We start from the raw sequence: 14,795 nt of genomic DNA, 5'->3' as shown, positions 1-14,795 counted from the left end.
CCGCGGCCGTAGTGTTGTGTACCCAAAGGTTGTAGGAAGACGGAGAGCGGAAGCCCGATGGTGCAGATCAAGACTCCCGAGCAGATCGCGAAGATGCGGGCGGCGGGGCTTGTCGTCGCCGCCATCCACCAGGCGACGCGTGCCGCCGCGGTCCCGGGGGCGACCACCAAGGACCTGGACGACGTGGCCCGCAAGGTCCTCGCCGAGCACGGCGCCAAGTCGAACTTCCTCGGGTACGGCGGCTTCCCCGCGACCATCTGCACTTCCAAGAACGAGGTCGTCGTCCACGGCATCCCGAGTGAGGACGTGGTCCTCCAGGACGGCGACATCATCTCGATCGACGCCGGCGCGATCATCGACGGCTGGCACGGCGACGCTGCCTTCACCGCCTTCGTGGGCAGCGGGCACGCGCCGGAGCTGGTCGAGCTCTCCCGGGTGACCGAGGAGTCGATGTGGGCCGGGATCGCGGCCATGAAGCAGGGCAACCGGCTCGTCGACATCTCCCGCGCCATCGAGACCTACATCCGCCGCCAGCCCCGCCCCGCCCGCGGCAAGTACGGCATCGTCGAGGACTACGGCGGCCACGGCATCGGCACCGAGATGCACATGGACCCGCACCTCCTGAACTACGTGGAGCGCCGCCGCGGCCGCGGCCTCAAGCTGGTCCCCGGCCTGTGCCTGGCCATCGAGCCGATGGTCTCCCTCGGCACCGCCAAGACCGAGGTCCTCGAGGACGACTGGACTGTCATCACGACCGACGGCACCTGGTCCTCGCACTGGGAGCACTCCGTCGCGCTGACCGAGCAGGGTCCGCTGGTCCTGACGGCCCCCGATGGCGGCAAGGCGAAGCTGGCGGAGTACGGGATCACGGCGGCGCCGGATCCGCTGGGCTGAGGTCGTCCGGGCTTCGGCCCGGAGCTGTTCCCACCCGGCGCCGATGGTCGCGCCGGGGCCCTGACCGTGCCCTTGCTTAAGGATCTTCGTGAGCGGGCAGTCATACCCGATTCGTCTTTCCGAGTGCACTGACGTAGACTGACGCGTCGGCTCTCGTGCATTCGCATGTCTGCGTAACGCTCACAGAGTCGATCAAGGTAGTCGATTCGAAGGGCGAAGCGTGGCCAAGAAGCAAGGTGCCATCGAGATCGAAGGCACTGTCGTCGAGTCTCTTCCGAACGCCATGTTCAAGGTGGAGCTCCAGAACGGCCACCAGGTCCTGGCACACATCAGCGGCAAGATGCGCATGCACTACATCCGCATCCTCCCTGACGACCGGGTCGTGGTGGAGCTGTCTCCGTACGACCTGACGCGTGGCCGGATCGTCTACCGGTACAAGTAGATCTTGCCCGCACTCCGCCCCGGCGGGGTGGTGGCACTGACCCGGAGAACCTCACACCCATGAAGGTCAAGCCGAGCGTCAAGAAGATCTGCGACAAGTGCAGGGTGATCCGCCGTCACGGCCGGGTCATGATCATTTGCGACAACCCGCGCCACAAGCAGCGCCAGGGCTGACGCACGTACTGCACTCGCAGATTTTCGCGCGACGCACGTAACAGCACATGTGCAGGACCCGTCCCTCTTCAGGTCCACAGCGGTAATGGAGGGCGACACCCCCGGCTCGGAGGCCGGGGACCCAGTTCGTACCGACTCTTCCCGGTGAATTTCCACCCGGAGGGAACGGCGGTTGGGAGCGGTTCTGCTGAAGACCTCCGAGTATCAACAGGAGCCATGAATGGCACGCGTTGAAGGAGTCGATCTCCCGCGCGACAAGCGCATCGAGGTCGCCCTCACCTACGTGTTCGGCATCGGCCGGACGCTGTCCCAGCAGACGCTGGACGCCACGGAGATCGACCGCAACACCCGCGTTCGCGACCTGTCCGAAGAGGACCTGGTCAAGATCCGCGAGTACGTGGACCAGAACATCAAGACCGAGGGTGACCTCCGTCGCGAGATTCAGGCCGACATCCGCCGCAAGGTCGAGATCGGCTGCTACCAGGGTCTGCGTCACCGCCGTGGCCTGCCCGTCCGCGGTCAGCGCACCAGCACCAACGCTCGCACCCGCAAGGGCCCGCGTCGCGCCATCGCCGGCAAGAAGAAGCCGGGCAAGAAGTAGTCCTCGCTCAGCGGTCTATCGACAGCTGACGCTGCAGGACCGACCACCTCCCGTAGGAGTAATAGATGCCCCCCAAGGGTCGTCAGGGCGCTGCCAAGAAGGTGCGCCGCAAGGAAAAGAAGAACGTCGCTCACGGGCACGCCCACATCAAGAGCACGTTCAACAACACGATCGTGTCCATCACGGACCCGACCGGCAACGTGATCTCCTGGGCCTCCGCCGGCCACGTCGGCTTCAAGGGCTCGCGCAAGTCCACCCCGTTCGCCGCGCAGATGGCCGCCGAGTCGGCTGCCCGTCGCGCGCAGGAGCACGGCATGCGCAAGGTCGACGTCTTCGTCAAGGGTCCGGGTTCCGGTCGTGAGACCGCCATCCGTTCGCTGCAGGCGACCGGTCTTGAGGTCGGCTCGATCCAGGACGTGACGCCCACGCCGCACAACGGCTGCCGTCCGCCCAAGCGCCGCCGCGTCTGACGTTCGTCGCTTGATTTCGAGGTTTTCGGGCGGTACGGCTCCTTGTGGCCGTGCCGCCCGTACCCTTGGTAACTAGTCGGGCATCAAATAGTGGGTGCCCCTGACTGAAGGATTCACTTCATGCTGATCGCTCAGCGTCCCTCGTTGACCGAAGAGGTCGTCGACGAGTTCCGCTCCCGGTTCGTCATCGAGCCGCTGGAGCCGGGCTTCGGCTACACCCTCGGCAACTCCCTGCGTCGGACCCTGCTCTCCTCGATCCCGGGTGCGGCGGTCACGTCCATCCGCATCGACGGTGTCCTGCACGAGTTCACCACCGTGCCGGGCGTCAAGGAAGACGTCACCGACCTCATCCTGAACATCAAGCAGCTGGTCGTCTCCTCGGAGCACGACGAGCCGGTCGTGATGTACCTGCGCAAGCAGGGCCCGGGTCTGGTCACCGCCGCCGACATCGCGCCCCCGGCCGGTGTCGAGGTGCACAACCCCGACCTCGTCCTCGCCACGCTCAACGGCAAGGGCAAGCTGGAGATGGAGCTGACCGTCGAGCGCGGTCGCGGCTACGTCTCCGCCGTGCAGAACAAGCAGGTCGGCCAGGAGATCGGCCGCATCCCGGTCGACTCCATCTACTCGCCGGTGCTGAAGGTCACGTACAAGGTCGAGGCCACGCGTGTCGAGCAGCGCACCGACTTCGACAAGCTGATCGTCGACGTCGAGACCAAGCAGGCCATGCGGCCGCGCGACGCCATGGCGTCCGCCGGCAAGACGCTGGTCGAGCTGTTCGGTCTGGCCCGCGAGCTCAACATCGACGCCGAGGGCATCGACATGGGTCCGTCCCCGACGGACGCCGCGCTCGCCGCCGATCTGGCGCTGCCGATCGAGGAGCTCGAGCTCACCGTTCGGTCGTACAACTGCCTCAAGCGCGAGGGCATCCACTCCGTGGGCGAGCTCGTCGCCCGCTCCGAGGCGGACCTGCTCGACATTCGCAACTTCGGTGCGAAGTCGATCGACGAGGTCAAGATGAAGCTCAACGGCATGGGCCTGGCCCTGAAGGACTCGCCTCCCGGGTTCGACCCGACCGCCGCCGCGGACGCCTTCGGCGCCGACGACGACGCGGACGCCGGTTTCGTCGAGACCGAGCAGTACTAAGAGCTCGGCGCTTTTTGCCGGATCTTGGGTGCGGGTGCGGGTGCGCTGTGGCTTGTCGCGCCCACGTGACGGAGTCGCATATCGATACCGCCCCGCGCCCCTTCCGGACTCGCCCCTTCGGGGCTCGGTCCGGATCTCCGACGGGCGACCGCCTGCTCGGACACTGACCTCGGTACCTAGTACGGCCGGGGCAGACATCAAGGAGATACACCATGCCGAAGCCCGCCAAGGGTGCCCGTCTGGGCGGCAGTGCCGCGCACGAGAAGCTTCTGCTGGCGAACCTCGCCAAGCAGCTCTTCGAGCACGGCCGCATCACCACCACCGAGGCCAAGGCCCGTCGTCTGCGTCCCTACGCGGAGCGTCTGGTCACCAAGGCGAAGAAGGGCGACCTTCACAACCGCCGCCAGGTCCTCCAGGTCATCACCGACAAGAGCATCGTGCACACGCTCTTCACGGAGATCGGCCCGCGCTACGAGAACCGCCCGGGTGGCTACACCCGTATCACCAAGATCGGTAACCGCCGTGGCGACAACGCGCCCATGGCCGTCATCGAGCTGGTGGAGGCCCTGACCGTGGCCCAGCAGGCCACCGGTGAGGCCGAGGCGGCCACCAAGCGTGCCGTCAAGGAAGACGCCCTGAAGAAGGACGAGGCCGTCGAGGCCAAGTCCGACGAGGCCGTCGAGGCCCCGGCCGAGGAGTCCAAGGACGCCTGAGGCTGAGCCTTCGTGAGAGCGGGTCCGCCCTTCGGGGCGGGCCCGCTTTCGCATGCCTGAGAGGATTGCGGTGTGAGTGAGGAAGTGGAGCCCGGTTTCGTCCGGGTGCGATTGGACCTGTCGTACGACGGCAAGGACTTCTCCGGCTGGGCCAAGCAGCGCGAGGGCCAGCGGACCGTCCAGGGTGAGATCGAGGACGCCCTGCGTACGGTGACGCGGTCCCAGGAGACGTACGAGCTGACGGTGGCCGGGCGGACCGACAGCGGGGTGCACGCCAGGGGGCAGGTCGCGCACGTCGATCTGCCGGAGGCGCTGTGGGCCGAGCACCGGGAGAAGCTGCTGCGGCGGCTCGCCGGGCGGCTGCCGCACGACGTCCGGGTGTGGAAGGTCGAAGAGGCGCCCGCCGGGTTCAACGCGCGGTTCGCGGCGATCTGGCGGCGGTACGCGTACCGGGTGACCGATCACCCCGGGGGCGTCGATCCGCTGCTTCGCGGGCACGTGCTGTGGCACGACTGGGCGCTCGACGTCGACGCCATGAACACCGCCGCGGAGGCGCTGCTCGGGGAGCACGACTTCGCCGCGTACTGCAAGCGGCGCGAGGGCGCCACGACCATTCGTACGCTCCAGGAGCTGCGCTGGGAGCGGCGTCCGGACGGGATCCTCGAGGCGACCGTGAAGGCCGACGCCTTCTGCCACAACATGGTGCGGTCGCTGGTCGGCGCGATGCTGTTCGTGGGGGACGGGCACCGGCCCGCGGACTGGCCCGGGAAGGTGCTTGCCGCCGGGGTGCGGGACTCCGCCGTGCACGTGGTGCGGCCGCACGGGCTGACCCTGGAGGAGGTCGGCTACCCGGCCGACGAGCTGCTCGCGGCGCGGAGCGTGGCGGCGCGGAACAAGCGGACGCTGCCCGGGACCGCGGGCGCTGCGGGCTGCTGCTGAGAATCGCCGCCGCGGGCGGGACTACTCGGGGTTGTTGGCCGCCGCCGACGCCTGGGCCTCGCCCCGACGGTTGATCTGGTGGAACGTGAAGCGGGCGAGGTCGTCGCCGACCTCGTACGCGGAGCGGTCCTTCTCCGTGACGTCCTTGCCGTTCAGGAAGCCGGTCGTCGTGAAGTACGCGTAGCGGCCGTACGCGTTGTACGTGCCGCGGCAGACCGTCGTACGGCAGAAGCCGGACACGCCCTTGCCGGGCAGGGACGTGATCAGGCCCTTGTCGGCCTGCCGCTTGACCTTCTTGGCCTGTGCCTCGGTGTCGAAGACGGCGACGCCGACGGTGACCGCGACGCCCTTACGGGCGTAGGTGGCGCGCAGCACCTCGGTGCACTTGTTCTTCGTCAGGATGTTGGCCAGAACCGGCTGGGCGACGGAGGCGCACTTCTTGGTGCTCGCCGTCGCGCCCTTCTTGTAGACCCGCTCCCCGGAGGTCAGCTTCGTGCCCGGGAAGAACGACTCGGGACTGAGCGGGGCCTTGTCCTTCTTCGCGCTGGAGATGTAGTCCTTCGGGTCCGGCGGGGGCGGAGGCGTGGTCGCCTCGAAGGACGGCTCGGGGGAGTCGCTGGCGCCGGGGATGTCCGCGCTGGTGGGCAGCTCGCTGGCGGGCTTGTTCGAGGCCGTGGCGTCGTCGCTGTTCGCGGAGACGACCGCGATGGCGACGGCCGCGGCGACGCCGATCGTGGCGAGCGCGCCGCCGCCGATCATCAGCCACTTGCGGCGGCGGGCACGTGCCTCGGACGCTTCGGCGAGCGCCGCCCAGTCGGGGGTCTGCGAGCCCCCCGGACCCCACTGGGGTCCCCCTTGCCCAAAGCTCATGGGCCGCATCTTAGACGGGGCGGTGGGGATGTTGAGCCGGGGTTGTGGGGCGATCTCGCCCTAGCCTGACCCGCATGAAATCGGGCAAAAAGGATGCTTCTGGGGTATTCGGCGTGGGTGGCTGGCTGGAGCGCCGGGCGGAGTGGTGGGCCTGGGGCGTCCTCGGGGTCGTCCTGGGGGCGGCGGCGCTGCGGATCGCGTACCGGGTGCCGGACGGCGGCATGGACAACGCGATCGTCGTGCGGGCCGCCGAGGCCTGGCTGGACGGGCGCTCGCCGTACGCCGACCGGCACTTCCTCTATCTGCCGGGGGCCGTGCTCGCGGCGGTGCCGCAGGCGGTGTTCCCGGGGGTGGCGCGGGTGCTCGTGCCGGTGGGAGTGGTGGGGGCGCTGGCCTCCGGGTGGTTCTGCGCGCTGCGGATCCACGGCGTGGCCTGGGGCAGCCGGTTCGCGGTGCTCGGCCTGCTCGGGCTCGTCCTCGGCTTCGCGCCCTTCGTGCACCTCGTGGAGCTGGGCAACTGGACGGTGGCGTCCGCCCTCGCGCTGCCGGTGGCGCTGCTGTGCGTGTGCCGGGGGCGGTGGGTGGTCGCCGGGGCGGTGATCGGGGTGGCGGTCTCCGTGAAGCCGCTGCTGGTGCCGGTGCTGCTCCTCTTTGTCTTCGCGCGGAAGTGGCGGGCGCTGGGGGTGGCGGTGGCCGTGCCGGTGGTGGTGTCGGTGCTCGCGGCGCTCGTGCTGCCGGATCCGGGGGCGTTCTTCACCAGGACCCTGCCGTTCCTGCTGCGCGGGGAGGACCGGTTCGTGCGGCTGTACGAGGCGTCGCCCGCGGCCGTGCTGCCTCGGGTGGGGGTGCCCGTGGTGGTGGCGTCGCTTCTTTCGGGCGTGGGCGCCTGTGCGGGGGTGTGGTGCGCCTGGCGGCGGTGGCTGGCCGGGGGGCCCGCCGCGGGGCGGGTCGTCGAGGTGGCGGCGGCCCTGATGCTGGCCGCGTTCCTGGTGTCGCGGCCGTCGTACGACCACTATCTGCTGGTCGTGCTGCCGCTGCTGCTGGCCGGGGGGCTTGGGGCGGGGGCTTCCGTGGTGCGGGTGCCGTGGTTCTGGGTGGCGCTGGTGCCGCAGGTGCCGGGGTTCGTGTGGGTGGGGGTGGAGGCGTTGCCGCAGCGGGCCTTCAAGGACGCGTTCACGCTCTGTGTGCTGGCGGCGGTGGTGTTCTGGTGGTGTGCGTCCGCCGGGCGGCGCCGTGGGCCCTGCCGGGGGCTCCCCGGTCCCGCCCCTTCCCGCCGCACCGATCAGCGGCTCCGCCGCGGGCAGGGGCTGCCGCCCCTGGGCCCCGCTGTCGGCGCTCCGCGCCTCGTCCTCAAACTCCCCCAAGCTCTTAAAGAGCAGGGGGGGACCCCCACGACGGGCTGATAGTTGCCGGTGGCGACCCCGTTTTGACCCGTACGGGGCATGACGGGTATTGTGCCAGTTCGTTATGCGTATTGGCTTGGTCGTTCTCACGCGATGGGCCCTTACGCAAGTTCCCTGGAGCAGTTACCAGTGGCTCGCATACGGGCATCGTCCCGGCCTTTGTGAGCCCCAGCTGCATGATCGCTTCAGAGGATCCGTGTGTCTGGAACTCATCCACTGAAGAAGCGAAGGCTACGAAGTGCGTACGTACAGCCCTAAGCCTGGCGATGTCACTCGCCAGTGGCACGTGATCGACGCCCAGGACATCGTCCTCGGCCGTCTCGCGACCACTGCTGCCACCCTCCTGCGTGGCAAGCACAAGCCGATCTACGCGCCCCACGTTGACACCGGTGACTTCGTCATCATCATCAACGCCGACAAGGTGCACCTGTCCGGCAACAAGAAGACCCAGAAGATGGCCTACCGCCACTCTGGCTACCCGGGCGGCCTCCGTTCGGTCCGCTACGACGAGCTGCTCGAGAAGAACCCCGAGAAGGCCGTCGAGAAGGCCGTCAAGGGCATGCTCCCCAAGAACTCCCTGGGCCGTCAGATGCTCTCGAAGCTGAAGGTCTACGCGGGTGACCAGCACCCGCACGGCGCTCAGCAGCCGGTCCCGTTCGAGATCACCCAGGTCGCGCAGTAGTTCCGGCCACCCCCTAAGACGAAAAAGAATCTGAGGAGCATCGTGGCCGAGACCACCGCTGAGCAGCCGCTCGACGAGACCGAGAACGTCGACATCGAGTCCTACACCACCGAGTCCGAGGCGCCCGTCGAGGGCGAGTACACCTCGGAGTCCAACGCCGCGCGCTTCGGCGACCCGCAGCCGGCCGCCGGCCTGGGCCGTCGCAAGAACGCCATCGCCCGCGTCCGGATCGTCCCGGGCACCGGCAAGTGGAAGATCAACGGGCGTACGCTCGAGGACTACTTCCCGAACAAGGTCCACCAGCAGGAAGTCAACGAGCCCTTCAAGGTGCTCGAGCTGGACGACCGCTACGACGTCATCGCCCGCATCGCGGGTGGCGGCGTCTCCGGCCAGGCCGGCGCCCTGCGCCTCGGCGTGGCCCGCGCCCTCAACGAGGCCGACGTGGACAACAACCGCGGCGCCCTCAAGAAGGCCGGCTTCCTCAAGCGCGACGACCGTGCGGTCGAGCGCAAGAAGGCCGGTCTGAAGAAGGCCCGCAAGGCCCCGCAGTACAGCAAGCGCTAATCATCGCTGCCTGCTAGTACTTCTCGAACGCCCCGGCGGCACCCTGTGTGCTGCCGGGGCGTTTCGTTTATCAGCACCCCATGATCTGGGGTAGAAGTTCGACAGGCTGAGCGTCCGGGACCGTGCGGTGGAGCCGCTGACGTCACCGCGTCCGCAGGACCAGCCGACACTCAATGTTCGGAGGACAGCAGTGGGACGACTCTTCGGCACGGACGGTGTGCGCGGTGTCGCCAACGCGGATCTGACGGCCGAGCTCGCGCTCGGGCTCTCGGTCGCCGCGGCGCATGTGCTCGCCGAAGCGGGCACCTTCGAGGGACATCGCCCGACGGCGGTGGTCGGGCGTGATCCGCGCGCTTCCGGGGAGTTCCTTGAGGCCGCGGTGGTCGCGGGCCTCGCCAGCGCGGGCGTGGACGTCCTGCGCGTCGGTGTGCTGCCCACCCCCGCGGTGGCGCATCTCACCGGTGCGCTGGGCGCCGACCTCGGCGTGATGCTCTCCGCCAGCCACAACGCGATGCCCGACAACGGCATCAAGTTCTTCGCCCGCGGCGGCCACAAGCTCGCCGACGACCTCGAGGACCGCATCGAGGCCGTGTACGACGAGCACCGCACCGGCGCCCCCTGGGAGCGGCCCACGGGCGCGGGCGTCGGCCGCGTGAAGACCTACGACGAGGGCTTCGACCAGTACGTGGCCCACCTCGTCGCCGTCCTCCCGAACCGCCTCGACGGCCTCAAGGTCGTCCTGGACGAGGCGCACGGCGCGGCCGCGCGGGTCTCGCCCGAGGCGTTCGCCCGGGCCGGTGCCGAGATCATCACCATCGGCGCCAAGCCGGACGGCCTCAACATCAACGACGGCTGCGGCTCCACCCACCTCGACCTCCTGAAGGCCGCCGTCGTCGAGCACGGCGCCGACCTCGGCATCGCCCACGACGGCGACGCCGACCGCTGCCTGGCCGTGGACCACACCGGCGCGGAGGTCGACGGCGACCAGATCCTCGCCGTCCTCGCCCTCGCCATGCGCGAGCGCGGCGTGCTGCGCCAGGACACCGTCGTCGCGACCGTCATGTCGAACCTCGGCTTCAAGCTGGCCATGGAGCGCGAGGGCCTGTCCCTCGTGCAGACGGCCGTCGGCGACCGGTACGTCCTGGAGTCGATGAAGGAGCACGGCTACGCCCTCGGCGGCGAGCAGTCCGGGCACGTCATCGTCCTGGACCACGCCACCACCGGCGACGGCACCCTCACCGGTCTGCTCCTCGCGGCCCGCGTCGCCGAGACCGGGCGGGGCCTCGCCGACCTCGCCGCCGTCATGGAGCGCCTGCCGCAGGTCCTCATCAACGTCCCCGACGTCGACAAGTCCCGGGTGAAGACCTCCGCGGAGCTGTCCTCGGCCGTCGCCGACGCCGAGCGCGAGCTGGGCCAGACCGGCCGCGTGCTCCTTCGCCCCTCCGGCACCGAGCCGCTGGTGCGCGTGATGGTCGAGGCCGCCGACATCGAGCAGGCCCGCTCCGTCGCCGGACGCCTCGCCGACGTGGTGAAGTCCGCGCTGGGCTAGCCCAGTTCGCGTGTCCTCGCGGTACGTTCGCGCTGCCGCGCCCAGAGCAGCTTCTGGGCGAGCAGCGTGCACGTACCGGCGAGGACGATGCCGAGCAGGTTCAGGAGCAGCTGTTCGGTGGAGCCCCAGGCCTGGTTGTACTTGTCGTAGCTGAAGGCGACCGCGGCGTTCGCCGCCGCCGGGACCGTCGTCACCGAGATCGCGACGCCGACCAGGGCGCCCGACTTCGCCGAGGTCAGCGAGAGCATGCCGGCGGCGCCCGCGAGGACGGCCACGACGAAGGAGAACCAGTCGGGCCGGTAGATGAAGTTGGTGTTGGGGCGTGCGGCGTCCAGGGCCTCCGCGTCGAACAGGTCGACCGCGTCCATGAAGAAGCTGAAGCCCACCGTCACCACCATCGCCACCGCGAAGCCCACGAGCAGCGCGATCAGCGAGCGCAGCGCGAGCCGCGGCGTGCGCTGCACGAGCGCCGTGCAGAAGCCCGCGAGCGGCCCGAACTCCGGGCCCACCGCCATCGCGCCGACGATCAGGATCGCGTTGTCGAGCACCACGCCGCACGCGGCGATCATCGTGGCGAGCGTGATGAAGGCGACGTAGGTGACGGAGAGCGTGGACTCCTCGTGGGTGGCGTCCTCCAGGTGCTCCCACAGGACCGCGTCGGCGCCCTCGCCCGGCGCCTCGTCCTCCGCCTTGGCGGCGCGCAGCGACAGCGACAGGTCGATGTTCTCCAGGGCGATCGACCCGCGCTTGTCGATCTCCAGGCCGCGCAGCCCGTCGATCAGCTCGTCGCCCGCCTCCCGGGCGACGTCGCACATGACGATGTCGCCCGAGGGGTTGCGGGCCGCGCCCGCCACGACGGCCAGATGCGTGGTGCCCGGCGTCTTCTCGATCAGACGCACCACGTCATCGGTCTTGTCCGGCGGGGTGATCAGGCGCAGATGCAGCATGTCCGCACCTTAACGCGGCCCTGACACGGCCCTCAGAGCTTGCGCAGGCTGAGGCGCTGCACCTTGTGGTCGGGGCCCTTGCGGACGACGAGGGTGGCGCGGCCGCGGGTCGGGGCCACGTTCTCCAGGAGGTTGACCTTGTTGATGGTCCGCCAGGTGGTGCGGGCGTAGTCCAGGGCTTCCTCCTCGGAGACCTGGGTGTACTTGCGGAAGTACGAGGACGGGTTCTGGAAGGCCGTGGCGCGCAGCTTGCGGAAGCGGTTCAGGTACCAGCGCTCGATGTCCTCGGGGCGGGCATCCACGTACACGCTGAAGTCGAAGTAGTCGGCGAGGCCCACGCGGGTGCGGCCGTCCTTGCCGGGCAGGGCGGGCTGCAGGACGTTCAGGCCCTCGACGATGAGGATGTCGGGGCGGCGGACGGTGAGGCGCTCGCCGGGCACGATGTCGTAGATCAGGTGCGAGTAGACGGGGGCCGTCACCTCGTCCTTGCCCGCCTTGATGTCGGCGACGAAGCGGGTCAGGGCCCGCCGGTCGTACGACTCGGGGAAGCCCTTGCGCGACATCAGGCCGCGGGCCTGCAGCTCCTTGGTGGGCAGCAGGAAGCCGTCGGTGGTGACCAGCTCCACGCGCGGGTGCTCCGGCCAGCGCGAGAGCAGGGCCTGCAGGAGGCGGGCGACCGTCGACTTGCCGACGGCCACCGAGCCCGCGACGCCTATCACGAACGGCGTGCCCGACTGCGCGGCCTTCTCGCCGGTCTCGCCGAGGAACGTGTTCAGGGCGCCGCGCAGGCCGTCCGTGGCGCCCACGTACAGATTCAGGAGCCGTGACAGCGGCAGATAGATGTCACGGACCTCGTCGAGGTCGATGACGTCGCCGAGACCGCGGAGCTTCTCGACTTCGTCGGCGGTGAGCGGCAGCGGCGTCTTCTCGCGCAGCGCGCTCCACTCGGATCGGGTGAGGTCGACATAAGGGGTCGCCTCCGGCTTGTGCCGGTGGGCGCCCCGTGGCGCCTTCGTGGGCGCTGAGACCGAAGAGATCACATTCCATTGTTACGGCTGTTTGAACAGCTCGGCGGGTGGGGTGCGTCACCTTGGTCGATATGCGTCGTACGCTTCCCGGCATGTGTGGAATCGTAGGATATGTCGGCTCGCAGTCGGCGCTCGAAGTGGTGCTCGCCGGGCTGAGACGCCTGGAGTACCGGGGATACGACTCGGCCGGAGTGGCCGTACCCGCCGACGGCCGGATCGCCTCGGCCCGCAAGTCCGGCAAGCTCGTCAACCTGGAGAAGGCCCTGGTGGACCGGCCGCTCCCGGCGGGCGCCACCGGCATCGGACACACCCGCTGGGCCACCCACGGCGGCCCCACCGATGCCAACGCCCACCCCCACCTCGACAACGCCGGTCGCGTCGCCGTCGTCCACAACGGCATCATCGAGAACTTCGCCGCCCTCCGCGCCGAGCTGGCCGAACGCGGGCACGTCCTCCGCTCCGAGACCGACACCGAGGTCGTCGCCCACCTCCTCGCCGAGGAGTTCTCCGGCCGCGCCGACCTCGCCGAGGCCATGCGGCTGGTGTGCCGGCGGCTCCAGGGCGCGTTCACGCTGGTCGCCGTGCACGCCGACGCCCCGGACGTGGTGGTGGGGGCGCGCCGGAACTCGCCCCTCGTGGTCGGCGTGGGCGAGGGCGAGGCCTTCCTCGCCTCCGACGTCGCCGCCTTCATCGCGCACACCCGGTCGGCCATCGAGCTGGGGCAGGACCAGGTCGTCGAGGTGCGCCGGGGCGGCGTCGTCGAGGTCACCGTCACCGACTTCGACGGGCGCCCCGCCGAGGTGCGGCACTTCCGCGTCGACTGGGACGCGGCCGCCGCCGAGAAGGGCGGGTACGCCTCCTTCATGCACAAGGAGATCGCCGAGCAGCCGCGCGCCGTCGCCGACACCCTGCTCGGCCGCATCGGCGCCGACGGCGCGCTCACCCTCGACGAGCTGCGCATCCCCGCCGCCGAGCTGCGCGAGGTCGACAAGGTCGTGGTCGTCGCCTGCGGCACCGCCTTCCACGCCGGGCTCATCGCCAAGTACGCCATCGAGCACTGGACGCGGCTGCCCTGCGAGGTGGAGCTGGCCAGCGAGTTCCGCTACCGCGATCCGATCCTCGACGCCCGCTCCCTCGTCATCGCCGTCTCCCAGTCCGGCGAGACCATGGACACCCTCATGGCGCTGCGGCACGCCCGCGAACAGGGCTCCCGCGTCCTCGCCATCTGCAACACCAACGGCTCCACGATTCCGCGCGAGTCCGACGCCGTCCTCTACACCCACGCCGGGCCCGAGGTCGCCGTCGCCTCCACGAAGGCGTTCCTCACCCAGCTCGTCGCCTGCTACCTGGTCGCCCTCTACCTCGGTCAGGCGCGCGGCACCCAATGGGGCGACGAAGTACTCGGCGTCGTCCGGGACCTGGCCGACATCGGCGACGCGGTCGAGCGGGTGCTCGCCGGGATGGAGCCCGTGCGTGCGCTCGCCCGGTCCCTCGCCGGGGCCCGGACCGTGCTCTTCCTCGGGCGGCACGTGGGGTATCCCGTCGCCCTCGAAGGCGCCCTCAAGCTCAAGGAACTCGCCTACATGCACGCCGAGGGCTTCGCCGCCGGGGAGCTGAAGCACGGGCCCATCGCCCTCGTGGAGTCGGGTCTGCCCGTCGTCGTGGTCGTGCCCTCGCCCCGCGGCCGCTCCGTCCTCCACGACAAGATCGTCTCCAACATCCAGGAGATCCGGGCCCGGGGCGCCCGCACCATCGTGATCGCCGAGGACGGCGACGACGCCGTCGTCCCGTACGCCGACCATCTGATCCGCGTGCCCGTTACGCCTACGCTGCTTCAGCCCCTCGTCGCCACGGTGCCGTTGCAGGTCTTCGCCTGCGAGCTGGCCGTGGCGCGGGGCAACGAGGTGGATCAGCCTCGGAATCTGGCCAAGTCGGTGACTGTGGAGTGAGTTCGTGATTATTGGCGTCGGGATCGACGTTGCCGAGATCGAGCGGTTCGCCGCCTCTCTTGAGCGGACCCCTGGAATGCGTGAACGGCTCTTCGTCGAGCCCGAGTTGTTCCTGCCCAGCGGGGAGCCGCGCGGCGTCGCCTCCCTCGCCGCCCGCTTCGCCGCGAAAGAGGCTCTCGCCAAGGCCCTGGGTGCTCCCGCCGGGCTGCGGTGGACCGACGCCGAGGTGTACGTCGAGGGGAGTGGGCAGCCCCGGTTGCGCGTCTCGGGGACCGTTGCCGCTCGTGCTGAGGCCTTGGGGGTGCGGGGGTGGCATGTCTCGTTGAGTCATGACGCGGGGGTCGCTTCCGCTGTGGTGATCGCTGAGGGGTAGTTGGGGGAGCGGGGGGTGCTGGGGTCCGGGGGTGCTGGGGGTGGTGTCTCGCGGA

17 protein-coding genes are annotated in these 14,795 nt (G+C 69.7%); 14 read left to right on the top strand and 3 right to left on the bottom strand.

Annotation, left to right across the window (positions count from 1 at the left end; translation table 11 throughout):
• The first annotated feature begins 57 nt into the window (after window positions 1-57).
• From map to truA, 8 genes are all read left to right on the top strand, one after another.
• On the top strand, window positions 58-894 hold the full coding sequence (gene map / locus ACFVHO_RS09990) for a type I methionyl aminopeptidase (RefSeq protein ID WP_385712034.1): 837 nt from the start codon (window positions 58-60) through the stop codon (window positions 892-894).
• A gap of 220 nt (window positions 895-1,114) precedes the next feature.
• Complete coding sequence (infA, locus tag ACFVHO_RS09985) at window positions 1,115-1,336, top strand: translation initiation factor IF-1 (RefSeq protein WP_003948620.1); 222 nt, start codon at window positions 1,115-1,117, stop codon at window positions 1,334-1,336.
• A gap of 59 nt (window positions 1,337-1,395) precedes the next feature.
• Window positions 1,396-1,509 (top strand): 50S ribosomal protein L36, encoded by a 114-nt coding sequence (gene rpmJ, locus ACFVHO_RS09980; protein WP_003948619.1) that lies wholly within the window; start codon window positions 1,396-1,398, stop codon window positions 1,507-1,509.
• A gap of 220 nt (window positions 1,510-1,729) precedes the next feature.
• The gene (gene rpsM / locus ACFVHO_RS09975; protein WP_380854180.1) at window positions 1,730-2,110 is read left to right on the top strand and encodes a 30S ribosomal protein S13; all 381 of its coding nucleotides are present in this window, start codon (window positions 1,730-1,732) and stop codon (window positions 2,108-2,110) included.
• Window positions 2,111-2,175: 65 nt separating this feature from the next.
• Window positions 2,176-2,580 carry a 30S ribosomal protein S11 gene (gene rpsK, locus ACFVHO_RS09970; RefSeq protein ID WP_003948617.1) on the top strand — a complete coding sequence of 135 codons (405 nt, stop codon included), beginning with the start codon at window positions 2,176-2,178 and terminating at the stop codon, window positions 2,578-2,580.
• 120 nt (window positions 2,581-2,700) lie between these two features.
• Window positions 2,701-3,723 carry a DNA-directed RNA polymerase subunit alpha gene (locus ACFVHO_RS09965; RefSeq protein WP_016645160.1) on the top strand — a complete coding sequence of 341 codons (1,023 nt, stop codon included), beginning with the start codon at window positions 2,701-2,703 and terminating at the stop codon, window positions 3,721-3,723.
• Between the two features lie 212 nt (window positions 3,724-3,935).
• Window positions 3,936-4,436 (top strand): 50S ribosomal protein L17, encoded by a 501-nt coding sequence (gene rplQ / locus ACFVHO_RS09960; protein ID WP_385712032.1) that lies wholly within the window; start codon window positions 3,936-3,938, stop codon window positions 4,434-4,436.
• Between the two features lie 72 nt (window positions 4,437-4,508).
• Window positions 4,509-5,375, top strand: coding sequence for a tRNA pseudouridine(38-40) synthase TruA (gene truA / locus ACFVHO_RS09955; RefSeq protein ID WP_385712030.1), 867 nt, complete (start codon window positions 4,509-4,511; stop codon window positions 5,373-5,375).
• 21 nt (window positions 5,376-5,396) lie between these two features.
• On the opposite strand, the gene ACFVHO_RS09950 is transcribed toward truA, so the two are convergent.
• The gene (locus tag ACFVHO_RS09950; protein WP_385712029.1) at window positions 5,397-6,245 is read right to left on the bottom strand and encodes a hypothetical protein; all 849 of its coding nucleotides are present in this window, start codon (window positions 6,243-6,245) and stop codon (window positions 5,397-5,399) included.
• Window positions 6,246-6,319: 74 nt separating this feature from the next.
• On the opposite strand from ACFVHO_RS09950, the gene ACFVHO_RS09945 reads away from it, so the two are divergent.
• The 4 genes from ACFVHO_RS09945 (at window position 6,320) to glmM (ending at window position 10,443) form a co-directional block, all read left to right on the top strand.
• The gene (locus tag ACFVHO_RS09945) at window positions 6,320-7,648 is read left to right on the top strand and encodes a glycosyltransferase 87 family protein (protein ID WP_385712027.1); all 1,329 of its coding nucleotides are present in this window, start codon (window positions 6,320-6,322) and stop codon (window positions 7,646-7,648) included.
• A 238-nt stretch (window positions 7,649-7,886) separates the two neighbouring features.
• Window positions 7,887-8,330, top strand: coding sequence for a 50S ribosomal protein L13 (rplM, locus tag ACFVHO_RS09940; protein WP_385712025.1), 444 nt, complete (start codon window positions 7,887-7,889; stop codon window positions 8,328-8,330).
• A gap of 42 nt (window positions 8,331-8,372) precedes the next feature.
• Entirely contained in the window at window positions 8,373-8,894 is a 522-nt protein-coding gene (gene rpsI, locus ACFVHO_RS09935) for a 30S ribosomal protein S9 (protein ID WP_385712023.1), read from the top strand.
• A gap of 190 nt (window positions 8,895-9,084) precedes the next feature.
• Window positions 9,085-10,443: a phosphoglucosamine mutase gene (gene glmM, locus ACFVHO_RS09930; RefSeq protein ID WP_385712021.1), complete on the top strand. Its 1,359-nt coding sequence runs from the start codon at window positions 9,085-9,087 to the stop codon at window positions 10,441-10,443.
• Here glmM and ACFVHO_RS09925 read toward each other — a convergent pair.
• Window positions 10,440-11,390: a DUF389 domain-containing protein gene (locus ACFVHO_RS09925; protein ID WP_385712019.1), complete on the bottom strand. Its 951-nt coding sequence runs from the start codon at window positions 11,388-11,390 to the stop codon at window positions 10,440-10,442. The two genes, glmM and ACFVHO_RS09925, sit on opposite strands and share 4 nt — an antisense overlap.
• Before the next feature lie 32 nt (window positions 11,391-11,422).
• The gene (coaA, locus tag ACFVHO_RS09920; protein WP_234311341.1) at window positions 11,423-12,430 is read right to left on the bottom strand and encodes a type I pantothenate kinase; all 1,008 of its coding nucleotides are present in this window, start codon (window positions 12,428-12,430) and stop codon (window positions 11,423-11,425) included.
• 80 nt (window positions 12,431-12,510) lie between these two features.
• Between coaA and glmS the strand changes: the two genes are divergently transcribed.
• Both glmS and ACFVHO_RS09910 read left to right on the top strand, forming a co-directional pair.
• Window positions 12,511-14,367, top strand: coding sequence for a glutamine--fructose-6-phosphate transaminase (isomerizing) (glmS, locus tag ACFVHO_RS09915; RefSeq protein WP_385712017.1), 1,857 nt, complete (start codon window positions 12,511-12,513; stop codon window positions 14,365-14,367).
• 4 nt (window positions 14,368-14,371) lie between these two features.
• The gene (locus tag ACFVHO_RS09910) at window positions 14,372-14,740 is read left to right on the top strand and encodes a holo-ACP synthase (RefSeq protein ID WP_385712015.1); all 369 of its coding nucleotides are present in this window, start codon (window positions 14,372-14,374) and stop codon (window positions 14,738-14,740) included.
• The last annotated feature ends 55 nt before the right edge of the window (window positions 14,741-14,795 follow it).

It is taken from the genome of Streptomyces sp. NPDC127108, assembly GCF_042677545.1.
Taxonomy (GTDB): domain Bacteria; phylum Actinomycetota; class Actinomycetes; order Streptomycetales; family Streptomycetaceae; genus Streptomyces.
This window is presented reverse-complemented; position numbering and strand designations above follow the sequence as displayed.

Bases quoted from the DNA above. Each gene is read 5' to 3' on its own strand.
- ACFVHO_RS09925 (WP_385712019.1), bottom strand. From the start codon at position 11,390: ATGCTGCATCTGCGCCTGATCACCCCGCCGGACAAGACCGATGACGTG.
- glmS (WP_385712017.1), top strand. From the start codon at position 12,511: ATGTGTGGAATCGTAGGATATGTCGGCTCGCAGTCGGCGCTCGAAGTG.
- ACFVHO_RS09965 (WP_016645160.1), top strand. From the start codon at position 2,701: ATGCTGATCGCTCAGCGTCCCTCGTTGACCGAAGAGGTCGTCGACGAG.
- rpsM (WP_380854180.1), top strand. From the start codon at position 1,730: ATGGCACGCGTTGAAGGAGTCGATCTCCCGCGCGACAAGCGCATCGAG.
- ACFVHO_RS09945 (WP_385712027.1), top strand. From the start codon at position 6,320: ATGAAATCGGGCAAAAAGGATGCTTCTGGGGTATTCGGCGTGGGTGGC.
- rpsK (WP_003948617.1), top strand. From the start codon at position 2,176: ATGCCCCCCAAGGGTCGTCAGGGCGCTGCCAAGAAGGTGCGCCGCAAG.
- map (WP_385712034.1), top strand. From the start codon at position 58: ATGGTGCAGATCAAGACTCCCGAGCAGATCGCGAAGATGCGGGCGGCG.
- ACFVHO_RS09950 (WP_385712029.1), bottom strand. From the start codon at position 6,245: ATGAGCTTTGGGCAAGGGGGACCCCAGTGGGGTCCGGGGGGCTCGCAG.
- rplQ (WP_385712032.1), top strand. From the start codon at position 3,936: ATGCCGAAGCCCGCCAAGGGTGCCCGTCTGGGCGGCAGTGCCGCGCAC.
- rpmJ (WP_003948619.1), top strand. From the start codon at position 1,396: ATGAAGGTCAAGCCGAGCGTCAAGAAGATCTGCGACAAGTGCAGGGTG.